9 protein-coding genes and 1 CRISPR repeat array are annotated in these 13,576 nt (G+C 41.1%); of the genes, 1 reads left to right on the top strand and 8 read right to left on the bottom strand.

The annotated features are described in order from the left end of the window. Positions 1–15 precede the first annotated feature (15 nt). On the top strand, positions 16–330 hold the full coding sequence (gene trxA, locus HMPREF1254_RS01180) for a thioredoxin (RefSeq protein ID WP_023056900.1): 315 nt from the start codon (positions 16–18) through the stop codon (positions 328–330). A gap of 136 nt (positions 331–466) precedes the next feature. Here trxA and HMPREF1254_RS12445 read toward each other — a convergent pair whose 3' ends face one another. The 8 genes from HMPREF1254_RS12445 to HMPREF1254_RS01140 all read right to left on the bottom strand — a co-directional run bounded on the left by HMPREF1254_RS12445 (position 467) and on the right by HMPREF1254_RS01140 (position 13,265). Continuing rightward, on the bottom strand, positions 467–868 hold the full coding sequence (locus tag HMPREF1254_RS12445) for a hypothetical protein (protein ID WP_036890791.1): 402 nt from the start codon (positions 866–868) through the stop codon (positions 467–469). 286 nt (positions 869–1,154) lie between these two features. Further along, complete coding sequence (locus HMPREF1254_RS11560) at positions 1,155–1,670, bottom strand: hypothetical protein (protein ID WP_036878797.1); 516 nt, start codon at positions 1,668–1,670, stop codon at positions 1,155–1,157. A gap of 26 nt (positions 1,671–1,696) precedes the next feature. Further along, positions 1,697–3,567: direct repeats of the CRISPR family, unit length 36 nt; unit sequence GTTGCTTTATATCTTGATTCTACATCAAACCACAAC. 91 nt (positions 3,568–3,658) lie between these two features. After that, on the bottom strand, positions 3,659–3,997 hold the full coding sequence (gene cas2, locus HMPREF1254_RS01165) for a CRISPR-associated endonuclease Cas2 (protein WP_036890788.1): 339 nt from the start codon (positions 3,995–3,997) through the stop codon (positions 3,659–3,661). After that, positions 3,994–4,881 (bottom strand): type II CRISPR-associated endonuclease Cas1, encoded by an 888-nt coding sequence (gene cas1, locus HMPREF1254_RS01160; RefSeq protein WP_023056921.1) that lies wholly within the window; start codon positions 4,879–4,881, stop codon positions 3,994–3,996. Before cas1 ends, cas2 begins: the two co-directional genes overlap by 4 nt. Before the next feature lie 6 nt (positions 4,882–4,887). After that, the gene (cas9, locus tag HMPREF1254_RS01155) at positions 4,888–8,544 is read right to left on the bottom strand and encodes a type II CRISPR RNA-guided endonuclease Cas9 (RefSeq protein ID WP_023056979.1); all 3,657 of its coding nucleotides are present in this window, start codon (positions 8,542–8,544) and stop codon (positions 4,888–4,890) included. A 321-nt stretch (positions 8,545–8,865) separates the two neighbouring features. After that, positions 8,866–10,278 carry an ATP-binding protein gene (locus HMPREF1254_RS01150; RefSeq protein WP_036890786.1) on the bottom strand — a complete coding sequence of 471 codons (1,413 nt, stop codon included), beginning with the start codon at positions 10,276–10,278 and terminating at the stop codon, positions 8,866–8,868. Between the two features lie 446 nt (positions 10,279–10,724). After that, positions 10,725–12,947 carry a hypothetical protein gene (locus HMPREF1254_RS01145; RefSeq protein WP_023056892.1) on the bottom strand — a complete coding sequence of 741 codons (2,223 nt, stop codon included), beginning with the start codon at positions 12,945–12,947 and terminating at the stop codon, positions 10,725–10,727. A gap of 114 nt (positions 12,948–13,061) precedes the next feature. Next, complete coding sequence (locus tag HMPREF1254_RS01140; RefSeq protein WP_036878815.1) at positions 13,062–13,265, bottom strand: hypothetical protein; 204 nt, start codon at positions 13,263–13,265, stop codon at positions 13,062–13,064. Positions 13,266–13,576: the final 311 nt, after the last annotated feature.

Raw genomic sequence — 13,576 nt, 5'->3', positions numbered from 1 at the left:
AAAATCAAATAAAAGATGGAAGTTAAAATTACAACCGAGAATTTCGAGAGTTATAAGAATGGCGATCTGCCATTGGTAGTGGATTTATGGGCTACATGGTGCGGACCCTGTCGCATGGTAGGTCCTGTTATCTCTGAATTGGCAAACGACTATGATGGAAAAATCGTCGTAGGCAAGTGTGACGTAGAAGAGAATGACGACATCGCCATGCAGTTTGGCGTGCGCAACATCCCTACCATCCTCTTCTTCAAGGGAGGAGAACTGGTAGACAAATTCGTCGGGGCAGCCTCAAAGGCAACGCTCGATGAGAAGTTCAAGGCCCTACTGTAATAGCGGTCCAATCAATGAGGAAAGTATGGTGGATGTAAGGCATCTGCCATACTTTTCTTTTTTTATGAGGCGAAGGCTACTTCTCGTTTCATCCTTCATTCCTCATTTCTAATACCACGATGGCACCTGCCACACCCTATACCTCAAAAGACATCGTATAGAATAGGCACTGCGGTGCTATGCAGCTGGCTATGGAGCCTTGCTGACCTGCTTGTAGTCGACCTCGATAAATCCTTTGGTTCGAGCCACACCATACATATAGAGCGTCTGCTTGTGCGTGCAGCCGAGGAATTTGCTTCAGACGCAAGAGGAAATCAGACCGCTTCTGGGTAGACTCTCTCATAGCCCCCACTCTCTGCGTGATGTCACTGCTGCTGTCAGAGCTGACCTCGCACACCGGTGCGAATAACATGACTGGTCCGCTTGCCATCGGAACAGCCCTCTCGGCAGGGTTCAATCCAGTGCCAGTGGCAGTAGACGTGGCACTCTCAGCTTCGTTGGGCTTCATGCTCCCCGTCTCGACGCCACCAAACGCCATTGTTTATGCCAGCGCTACGCCCCCATCACAAAGATGATTAAGTCGGGTGTGTACATCGACTTCATCGGCATCGCCATCGTCACTATCCCCGTCGCGCTGTACTTAGTGAGTATGGTTGTGGGATAAGTGGGCTACAGGCACCGAAAAAAAGACCGTATCCTGTCATTTGACTGGAACACGTTTTTTTTTACTTGTTTATTTTTTGCCATCGAGAGCCTATGTCATCGGGATTTCATCTGGCATTCTCTCATGTCCTCACGCGATGGTGGAGAGAAACAGAACGTATCTATTTAATGCCTTTTTCTATATCTTTGATATCATTGAAACTTTTTATATAAGTTCCATTCTGAAAATAATGGTAGCTTGCATAAACAATTTCTTTTTGATTTAAACCGATTAAAGATTGATAAAATTTATCGATATATTTTGCCCTTGATTTAGTATTATATACACTTGTTTTTATCATTAAAATAGGAAAATTATTTGTGACACCTAAAAAAATGTCATCATAAATGTTTGAAATAACAAGTAAATCTGTATTGTTTTTCTTACATATATCTTCTAATGTGTTTAGAGGTAAACATAAAGAAGACTTACAAAATGGTGTATAATCATATATTATAACGTTGTTATGATTTGAAAGATATTCTTTTACTTGTTCTACAGTAACGTTATAAACATTAGTAAAATCGGATATATTATCGATTTTACCATTGTAATCAATTATTTTTTCTTTTTGTTGTTTTGATAAATGATTATAACCAGATGTTAGTCCTGATATCTGACAAGATACCAGAACCAAACAAGTTAAAAGAGAAATTGAAACGAGTTTCTTCATATCTTGATTCTACATTAAACCACAACACGACGGTGAACTCCGCTGGTACTTTACATGTTGCTTTACATCTTGATTCTACATCAAACCACAACTACGCGTCGCTCTACTTCGTCCATCTTGGGTCGCTTTATATCTTGATTCTACATCAAACCACAACAACACAGCCTACTATATTGCGTCCTATGTGTTGCTTTATATCTTGATTCTACATCAAACCACAACAATACTAAGGCTGCTTTAAAGACTACCCTGTTGCTTTATATCTTGATTCTACATCAAACCACAACCTATTACAGATGAATCAGGCCGTCAGCTTGTTGCTTTATATCTTGATTCTACATCAAACCACAACTGCCGTTTCCTCCTTCTTAGGTTCAACATGTTGCTTTATATCTTGATTCTACATCAAACCACAACGAAACAATGACAAGTGAGAGAACCAGTGCGTTGCTTTATATCTTGATTCTACATCAAACCACAACCACGGGTTATGCACGCATATTAGCGCACTGTTGCTTTATATCTTGATTCTACATCAAACCACAACCCCTCGTTCGGGGGGCAGGGGAGGCTAGTTGCTTTATATCTTGATTCTACATCAAACAACAACACCTATTCAGAAGATGAGTGGAACAAGTAAGTTGCTTTATATCTTGATTCTACATCAAACCACAACCGGTAACGATAAAACACGCATCGGCATAACATTGCTTTATATCTTGATTCTACATCAAACCACAACATATGGACAACGATGCGAATTGGTACGCCTGTTGCTTTATATCTTGATTCTACATCAAACCACAACTGCAGATATTTGCTTTAATATACCCATCTTGTTGCTTTATATCTTGATTCTACATCAAACCACAACTGTTGTTTAACTCAATGCGTTTGTCGGCGGTTGCTTTATATCTTGATTCTACATCAAACCACAACCTCCGGGAACAATCATCTTGCCGTAACTCTGTTGCTTTATATCTTGATTCTACATCAAACCACAACTGTCTTTGTGCGATTATAAGTAATTGTTTTGTTGCTTTATATCTTGATTCTACATCAAACCACAACTATTCCCTCTTTGAGGTGCAGGCAGGCTTCGTTGCTTTATATCTTGATTCTACATCAAACCACAACCTTGCATCTACAATAGCTTCAACATCTTCCGTTGCTTTATATCTTGATTCTACATCAAACCACAACCACAGGTCGTAAACAATTCTGTCTTCGTGCGTTGCTTTATATCTTGATTCTACATCAAACCACAACTTGATTTGAACATAACAGCATCCGCACCAGGTTGCTTTATATCTTGATTCTACATCAAACCACAACGGGTAGACTGTCTGAACCCGAAAGAGCTTTGTTGCTTTATATCTTGATTCTACATCAAACCACAACTGGCTCCGATACAATGACTGCCCAGTAGGGTTGCTTTATATCTTGATTCTACATCAAACCACAACTGACAAGGGCTTCACCACTGGAGGTTCTTTGTTGCTTTATATCTTGATTCTACATCAAACCACAACTTGATGTAACTATCAAACAACTCTCGACAAGTTGCTTTATATCTTGATTCTACATCAAACCACAACACTCCTCTTGCATCTGTTTTGCTTTCTTTTGTTGCTTTATATCTTGATTCTACATCAAACCACAACTTTGAGGAAGACATTGACAATGTTGTTTTTGTTGCTTTATATCTTGATTCTACATCAAACCACAACATAGCGATAGCTCCTACCTCGCTGGAGGCGTTGCTTTATATCTTGATTCTACATCAAACCACAACGATGAATATGCTACCGTTTTAGCTTATTGTGTTGCTTTATATCTTGATTCTACATCAAACCACAACATGTACTATTTAAAATATTGAATATAAGCACATTATACAAATATTTTCATACAAGAAGTAGTTCGAATATATCATCTTTACTGCAAATGTACTAAAAAAATTCTAACTGAATAGGTGTTTCTGGAGCTTTTTGTTTAATTTCACCCCACATATTGATAATCTTTGAATACTGTTTGTCTGTTACTGTTAAAATACTAACTTTACCACTTGGTGTTAAGATTGATTTAACCCTTTTGATATGAACGTTTGCGCTTTCCTGCGAACCGCAATATCTAATATAGATGCTATATTGATACATCGTAAATCCATCTTTCTCTAATTCTTTGCGAAAACGTGCAGCCTCCGTCTTATCTTTCTTTGTAACAGTGGGTAAATCGAACATTACAAACAACCACATAACATGATAAGCATTTAGCCGGTTCTCACTCATTTCAAAAGAGGCAAACTGATTTTCTTTACTTCTTTGGCATAATATTTCACAAGAGAAGCCATTGTCATGGTTAGCCCCACGCTTAAAGGACGAGTTACGTTCATAAAATATGTATCACAATAAAGTAATTTTATCAATATTCCTTTCACTTCAGTGGTAAGTGTCGTTTGTCTATTTTGGGTAAGATGGTACGCTATTTCATCAACGAACGGGCGGTAAGGCTCCATCATGTCGTCTGCTAAAGGAAAAGCGTTACTGCGGTTATGATGAAAGATGCCCAATGCAGGAAAAAGTCCTGCTGACATAATTGCGCGCGTTACTGCCGCACGTAAAATGGTATAACCATAGTTGAGCAGCGCATTTGTACCAGACTGATTTCTATCTCTTATGAAATCTTTTCCAAATAGTTGTGTCCAATATAGTTTAGCGGCAGCCCCTTCTCGATTGGTACTATCCCCACTCATTACATTATTATAATAAGGGAACAAACATTTTCCTTCTTTACCTAATTTCTCAAGAAGTTGTGCTTGATTTTTTATCTTACATTCTATTATTTGCTTCCAAAGCTGTTTATTGAGAAACGGACTTGCAGAAAGTTGATTTCTTAAAGTTTCACCTTGTGTGATGTTATTATCTAAATTAAACAACATGGATGTTGGCATACCTTTTTGATTGCAAAATACTACCGACACGTTATTTTCTGTCAATGCATTTAGAAGTGGTACACTTATTGAGACCATAGGATTGTCAACCATTAAGAAGCCTATATCTTCTATAGGAATAGTCCGTCGCTCATCAGGCAAGTCTTTCATGGTAATAACCAGTTGGTTATACCTCAGTGAAAGACTTGCTGGATGAGAAAAGACAACGCTTCGTTTCAACATATCGGCTTACTCTTTAAGCGTTACTTTACCAAGAATGTCGATAGTAAAATCTTTACCATCTACTAATATGTTGATATTTTTTTTACTATGTCTGAAAATAGGAACATAACCATTATTGTTTTTATAAGGAGTGCTAAAAATAAGCAAACCATCTTTACGAGCCTCTTGATGAAATTTAAATTTTACACGTCCATCTTTTTTAATGCCAACCACCTTGTAGAGTCTTTTAACTAAGTCTTTGGTATTATCCACTTGTATTTCGTCAGGATTTTCTTCAAACATTAACACCAGCTGCCCCATTAAAAGTTTTGTTTTAAGTGGTAATCCATATTTGGCGCTGTGAGTAGGCACTATTGACGAGAATATATTTCGGTCTTGACTTCGTTTATAATATTTGGCAGCCTCGATATAGCTTACTATTTCAAATTCTCTAACCACTTTATTTTTCACCAAACCCTCATAAATAACCAACATGTAATTATTTTCATTCACTACATGATATTGCTGTTTATATTCTTTCTTGGACAAATCTCGATGTTGTCTGATGTTGATGGGTTGCTTCACGGATTTAGCAAAGCATCTTACCTTTTTTATAAGTATGCCTTTATCCTCATTCATATAGATTGGTTCCGCTATAGCCTGCTTGAAATTTTTGTCCGCTATTGCTTCTTTAATAGTTCGCTTCACGGTTTCATCGACAATATTTTCAAGCTCTTTTGGTTTTGTAAACGAACTGAGTGGTCGCCGAACAACATATCTTATTTCTCCATCTCGCTCTATTGCGCCATAATATGTGTCAAGATGTAAACTACCTCTTGCCGTGTCACCTTGAGCCAACACCTTTCCTTTAGATGTCTGCACATACTTTTTTGTATGCTTCGGCATGTTGTTCGGTGTGTCGTGTACTACCAATAAGTTTTTATATATGTTGAGAACATCCTCTGTAAATGTAGCCCAAGGTTTTGAGAATTTAGGTTTGGAACCTCTGCCTTGCCTAAATGTTTCTTCCATGCGATAATATTCAGCCATGAGATCGTACTCTCTCTTTCCGATGCATGCAATGGTGATAGCATCCATACAATGATGAGAATGATTATCTCTACATTTCTTTTCATACTCACTTTGCAGCCCCCACATTTTACGAAACTCGGCTGTTGCCACGCCTTTTACCACATAAACATTCGACTTATTGCGACTGTCTGCTTGATGGAATAACGACTTGAGATACAACCCTGCATAACGAGAAATAAGTCCGATGCCAGTTCCCTGTCTCCTACTGAACCCTTCGGGCACTTCGGTCATGGTAAATCGCTCATACTTTCCTCGCCAATAATCGATGTCCATTTGTAGCTTATGGCGTTTTTGTATCCTTAAATCTTTCACCGCTTTATCCATTCCAGCAAATGTGCGTTGCTTGTCACGTTCTTTTATCTTCTGTTCATATTTGTTTTTCCACGGTTCAATTCTTGCCAATATCTCTTCGTGATTCGACAATTGTGCAGGTAGCTTGGCTTTCTTTATCTCTCTGTTAAACCGATTGTCACACAATGTAAGGTTCATCTGTGTGCTGTCTCCACCAACACTCTGTGGAATAGTGTGCTCTATATCAAACTTCGGATTACTCCCAATAAAGTCTGTGATACCTATTTGTTCACCTGTATATAAGCAATGGTGGTCTTGTTCCTCCCAAAGTTGAAACTTTAACACATCTGTTTGAGTTGGTTCAATGTCTTTTCCTGTTTCTTCTTTGTATAACTTCCTTATTTCATCGACATATTTTTTGTGTTGTTTGTCTTGCTCTTTTTGCCAACCTGCAATTGCTCTTCGCTTATTGGCATCATTCAATTCTCGGGCGTACTCAACATGTACTTCCGTATTTTCGTCAATGATACTTTCTTTCAACAACTGATTTACCACCCGTCTCAAGATATGAAGAGAGCGCATAGCCATGGGATTTCGGATGGCATTGGTTCGTGGCGAGCCCAATTGCAATATGCCAAATTCGTTGCGTTGCGCATGAGGGTAGGTTTCTATCATAGAAGGATGATATAGTTTGTCTGTTGCCCCTGCTGGTAACTCGAAGTTGTTGGCAAGAAAATCTTTGATCAGCATTTCAATCGTTCCTTGTACTTCACGATGTTTAGGTTGATAATTGAAAACCAGTTCACCAACATTCTCCATGATATACTTTCTGTTCTGCTCATTGTTCCATATTTCTTTACCTACTATGGTAGGAATGTTCGCAAAGAACGAAGCATGCGTATAATACATTCCCTTGCGCAAGAACGGTAAGAATTTGCGTATCGCTTTCAGGCTTAGCGCTGCAAAACTGTGACTTAGTTTTATCTTTGCAAACTTCTCTGCACTCTCCTCATCCAACTGCAACTTGTGATGAGCAAACTCTTTTAGCTTTTCAACCGATGAAAAAGAATACAACACATTCCAAACATCGTCCTCCATTTCTTGCAAACTCTTACTCCCATTCTTCTTTTGAATAAGTGTGTATGTCTCGGCTATACCTGTCTTCCAATCATCGCCAAATATGCTTTTCAACTGTGCTGTAGTAGGACATCCCGGCACGCCCTGTGTCATTCTATAATTAAACTTGTAAGCTCTTTCTTCTTTGTCATGTATCCAAGCGTAGTTTTTCTTGCCTGCCAATGCCTTGGCTATGTCTTCAAAGTCGAAATTAGGTTTTGATTTACGGAAAAACAAAGGTTCAATTTTCTCTCGCTCCTCGTAAGTTAAGGGACGTAGCTCTAAATCGTGAGGTCCTTTTACTTGAATGTTGTTGACAAAACAAAGCATTCTAAATTCTTCATAATCAGGATGCGAATCGGCACAACGCGGTTTCCCTCTTTCAAAGGTACACCTGCCTACACCGTGCCTTTGCGATTTAAGCGGTAGTTGAAAGAAGATGGCTCGTTGCAAATCTTCTATTAACTCGCTGCTTAGTTCTTGCTTTTCACAAATAGCATCAAACTCATGCTGGTAATGTTTATTACGGTCTGTGTACCTTTGTCTGATGCGCACCTTGTTACCTTGTTCATCATAGAGCTTATAAAAATAATCTCCAAGATATTCGCATCCCGCCTCTTCCATTTCTGTCGACAGCTGCGAAATTCCCGATTTCACCACTCCGTCTTCTTTATTATCTGCACTGGTGTCCAGTCGATTACTCAAAAAGCCACGCCGTTGCGTTAAATGATATAAAGCACGACCTAAGGTATATCTATCAGCCTCAACCGTTAAATCTAATTTTTCGTGCAGACATCTATGTCTATCATAATAAGGATTTTTCCCCTTTTTATCGCTTGTGCGCTGCCATAACATCAACTCATCGCTTTTAGGATATTGCTTCTGCAAATGCCACTGCCGTAAATCATCATCACTCAAATAAGGACAAAGATGATATTTCACCAACACCTTCAACACTTGTATTTTGCGTAAGCGACGTCGAAAATATTGTTTCCGTATAGCCTTATACCCCGAACGCTCGGCAGCCTTAGAAGATTCTATCCCCTTTTCAATTTTTACACCTTCTTGAAAGATAACATCACCATATTTAATAAACTCGTAACTCTGGGCATGCTCGTCCCAATCAACTACTGCCCACCCCAAACTGTTGGTGCCAGTATCCAATCCTAATATGCGTTTGTTCATAATAAATAAATTTATTTCTGTAAAATTAGAAAAAATATTTGTTAGTAACAAATATTTTGTTTACATTTGCCACATAAGATATTCTACATCTTATCACAATAAGGCTATATGCCGAAGGATGCAAGTCCTACAGCCCCTCTTCGGAGGGGCTTATTTTATTGAGGGTGTATTATACACTCGTCTTTAAACCACACTTTCTCTTATTTCATGTTTTCCATTTGCGAGTTGTTTTTCCTTGAAGACAGATTACGATAGCGCAGTCATCTAATTTTGTGGCGGATAGTTTTTCCATAACTTGCAAAAGTTACCAACTTAAGAATGTTAATATGAAGCTTTGTCTTTGGAGGCATCCTCTTGAAGCATAGATGCTATGATGTCTTTTGGATAATAGCATGGAACATCAGCCTTGGTTTCTGTTTTGAGGAACAATATCGTGTGTACTTTTTGCCCCTTCTTTACAAAGGGTAAGCGGCTGGCACGGCTTGTTAATTGCTCATAAATGCTCTGTGCCTCGTCGCGTTCTCGCCATTTACATTCTGCTACGAGGATATGCTTTTTGTCAAGCGATTCAGCCACAAGGTCGAGCTCTATCTGTTCGTAGTCATTGCTGCCATCTTCTTTTGGTATGCTGCCCCACCAGCGTGAGGCATTGCCATAGACTACACCATCAATTTCATTGCCCGTTATGAAGTTGCGACAAATCCTTTCCCATACCTGACCAACGTATGTGTTGAAGTCCTTACGGATAATATCCATTACGAGATCCTGACGATCGAGCTCAATAAGATATTTGTTGGGATTGATAAACCTGTAATAGAAGGAAAGAAAGTTATCACCAAGCCGATAAAGTCCTTTCTTGCTGCTCTTTGGATTGTCACCAAAGGGTATATCTTTCTCCACATAGCCTAAATCGGTCAGTATGCTAATGGGCTGAGAAAGGTTGGTCGCAGGCTGCTGCATACGACTGGCTATTTCCGAAATGCGATTCACCCCGTTGCCTACCGTAGTAAGTAATGAGAAAGATGTAGCCGTATCACGACGTTCATCACGAAGCAACCAAGTTGGCTCATCGTACAGCGTGCCATAGTTATTGACCAGCAGATTGCGCACCGCCACTTCCAAACTATCAAAGTCGGCACGAAGTTCCCAGTAGCGAGGCACACCACCCCAAACGGCATATTCCTCAACAGCCTGCTGGTCGGAACAATGCAGGGCTTCTTTGATATAAGGCAAACACAGTTGCTTCAGCTTTGGCTGCCAAGCACAGCGTTGATACAAGGGCGATGTTTCATTGAGTACCAATGAGTGCATCATCAGTTGGGAGGAACCACAAAGTATCAGGTTGTATTTCAGTTTTTTGCTATCCACCAATCGTTGAATGATGGAAGGCAGCGAGGGGTCGCTCTTGACAAGATAAGAAAACTCATCTAAGCAAACTGATGTGTTTTCCCCAACATATAGATTGATAGAGGTGAGTATCGTTTCCCAATCATGGTATGACACACGGTCAAAGCCGTCAAACGTAAATGAAACGGTCTTAGCAAAGGAATCTATCTGCTGCTGCGTCTGTGCTTCTTCGCTTAGATGGTACACATCCTGATCGGTCAAAACATGCTTGACGAGTTCTGACTTTCCAATACGCCGCCTGCCATAAATCACAATGAGCACAGGTCGGTTAAGGCCCAGCGTACGCTTGAACGTAGCAGTTTCTTCTATTCTATCAATAAATTCCATATCATAAATAATTATCTTTGCCAAAGATTATGTTTTACAAAGATAATATTTTAATAACTATCAACACACAAAATCACCAATAATTTTAATTCTAATCAAAATTATGTTTGCGAAAGATAATGTTTACCGAATATAATATGGGTGAAGTGAATGCTGTAAATGACACTCCTCATACAAACAATAATCCCTTTGAATAAGATTTTAGGTTTGCACATACAGCATTTAAATTAGGCGTAATGGACATTTGGTAGGCTGAAAAGCTCCAGATGTCCATTACGCCACAATTGAACGTTTCTTTTTTTATACCTTATGAATAATATATGCTTAATTCTAATTTGGATAATTTATATAATATATTCGAGAAGACACAGGTTGGAATGCACTGTGAGGCGTATTTCAACCTGTGTCTTTATCATGTAAAAAGAAATTGTATTCTGTAAGGGAAGTTATCTCGGATTAGCGTGCCATCCTGTTTTTGGGCGAGGCCAATTTTTACCTGAGCCGTGACCGCTTCCCTCCTCGTTGTATTCGTCTCCCGGTTTTCCTTTCTCATTGCACATCATAAGATTGGTGAATGGGTGTATGAATCCCATTCTCCATTGGGTCTTACGCTGGAAGGTTCCTCCTTTATGGCTGGAGAAAACGCGGGCGAAGTGCTGTGTTTTGACACCGGCAGTTTGGTGGTTGCTGCCAGCTATCATCGTCATCGAATTACGGTAATTCGTGTATTTAATACCTGCGCTCTCGCCTTGGCACGGCAGTTTCACTTGCACGTTGAACTTACTGTCCTCACCATTCCACCATGCGTCGCTCATAATGTCAGACACCTTTAGAGGCGCGTTGCCTATCCAACGGCTGGTCACGACGAGTTGGTTCTCGTTGGTGTCTTTGCGGTCGGGCCAGTTGCGCGTCTCCCATTTGTAAGCGCAACAGAGCCTGTCTCCGTATTTCGAACTTCGGAAGAAGCGTATGGCATAAGTAGTCTTGCCATCTTCCGTGGTGTAGAAATTGCTGAAAAAGCCTTGTGTATTGAGGTCTTTCATCTGTTCTGCTGCAAGATCGCCGCCGTTATCCGGAATAAGGTCTCTTACAAATAGATATCCATTTGATTCCTCGATTTCAGCATAGAGCGTCATCCATTCCAGGTACAGGTCGTTCTCGTTCTGGAACGTTCTTTCCTTTCCGGGACAGACGCAAACGTCCTTTCCCTGATCCTTCCATTTTCCATACTCTGCGGGGAATGGGAAGAGCGTGGTCAGCTCGGTGAGCGAGGGGGTGTGCCACACGTTATCCTCGGGCATTACCTTTTTGTATTGCATCGCATCCTCCCATGTATACCAAACTGTATGCCCATTTCTATTATCGGGCCAATTGTTGCTGTTGAGATAGCAATCGTTGTCCCACCATGTCTTGGGGGCGGCGATGTTGTGCTTGGCTGCGCGAGAGAGGAAGTTGAGGAAGTTGAATGCTGGGTACGGTTCCGAGTCGTGCACGTTGGCGGTGAGGGTGCGCATCTTGCCGCCATCTTTCTTGAAGTCGTGCTTGCTGATAAACGGACCTTGCGCATTGGCTTTCTTGGCTTGTTTGAGAATGTAGCCGCCTGTCCACGACCCCATCATGGTCTCAACGCCTGCCTTGTCGGTGGGCATGCCCCACATGTACCATACATCATATTCAGCTCCGCCCTCAGTGAGGTGTATCGTTTCCTTGGCTTTGCCGTTGAGGTGGAGTATGTAGTTGTCGTTGTTGTCGAAATTACGGACGATGACAGGACAGGTGCTTTCCCACCATGTGCTGATGTCTCCAGCTTTGAGTTTGCCTTTGTCTGTTATGGGGCAGAACACGCCCATAGGGTGCAGGGCGTTGGTTTTAAGAAAATAGTCGTGCGACTTGGACACATTGTCATCACGTTTCACCTTTATTTTGACAAGCGTGCCAGGCATCTTGAATTTGAAACGAGCGAACGGTGCACCATTTCTCATGGTTATTGGCTTGCTGTTGGAGACGAAGGCGATGGGCTCGTTGTTGTTTGCCATTCTTACGTTACCACCCTGTTTGGTTTCAGGACTGTTGTCGGGTACCATCTGTGGTTGGAAGCTCACGCTGTGGCGCATCGCTCCGTTGGCACCTCCTCCCACTTCTTTCTCCGTTCCACCAGCTACGGCGCACACTTCCCAGCCGTCGCCAGAGATGTTGTTGGAGGGACTGCCGAGTACCCATGTCACGGTGATGTTTTGCAATTTTCCCTCACCGTTGGGGTCGTTGAGCTGTAGGTCGTTGTTATCGCTGCGCTTGGTCTGCCACTTGTATGTGAATTTGCCGAGTTGCTGTGTGCGCTCGTTCATGATGTAGCAGGTGGCGATGAAGTCTTGTCCGTTCTTCACCTTGCCGTTGTTGTCGAGCGAGATGGCACGGGTGATGACACCGTATGTCTTGGCATTACTTGCCAGTTCGTGAACTATTTTCTGAGTCTCGCCGTCCATCTGCATGTCGCCAATGTACATGCGTATAGTTGTGGTTGGATACTTCGTCTGCCCGCTCTCCTTGTCGGGAGTAGAGGATAGGCTGTCATCGATGTCGCTGGCACACGATCCGAGCGTGAGTCCCATGATTGCGAGTGTGACGCAAAGCATGACAACCTTGCGTAGGTTATGTATAGTTGTTTTCATAGATGTCCTATTTTTTGTTTTTTCTCTTTTCATTTTGTTCTGTTCTTAGTGTCGAAAAGCCTATGTTGCTCCCTTTATCCCGTCTAACTTGGCGACAGGTTTGTAGGTGAGTCGTCAGTCTTCCCAGCTATATTTCATGTCGAAGTCTTCCTCCGAAAAATCATACCTCTTGGCATCCTCAATTTCCCCACCATCTATGGGTTCCTCTATGCTGGCTTGTATGCCCCAGTTATCCAATAGGTTGTCATCTCCGCCAATCTTTATCACCTCGCATAAAGGTGTAGTGTATGGCATTTTATGTTTTACTGTTTCTTTCATTTTGTTTTCAAATTTAGTGCTTGTTAAATGGTTAATGGCTCCCTTTGTATGTTTGTAACCCTTTCCTTCATATTGTTGTCAGTTAGGTTAATTGTTTAATATCGCCTTTATCTTCCAAAGTTGCTTCCGTCACTGTCTTGCAGTCATGTCACGACAGATGGTTATCAAGGTATCAAGAAGAGCGTGTGTAGCAGCGTACCGCACTTACGGATACGGCAATAGTCCTCTCCTCTTCTGCCTTACAATAAGAGGTAGCAGGAGACTCTCCAGCAATAGATAACCAATAAAAAGTGTTAAATAATCGGGGGGGG

The sequence above is a fragment of the Prevotella sp. BV3P1 genome, from assembly GCF_000479005.1.
Taxonomy (GTDB): Bacteria; Bacteroidota; Bacteroidia; order Bacteroidales; family Bacteroidaceae; genus Prevotella.
Note: the sequence above shows the minus strand (reverse complement) of the source record. Positions and strands in the feature narration are given on the sequence as shown.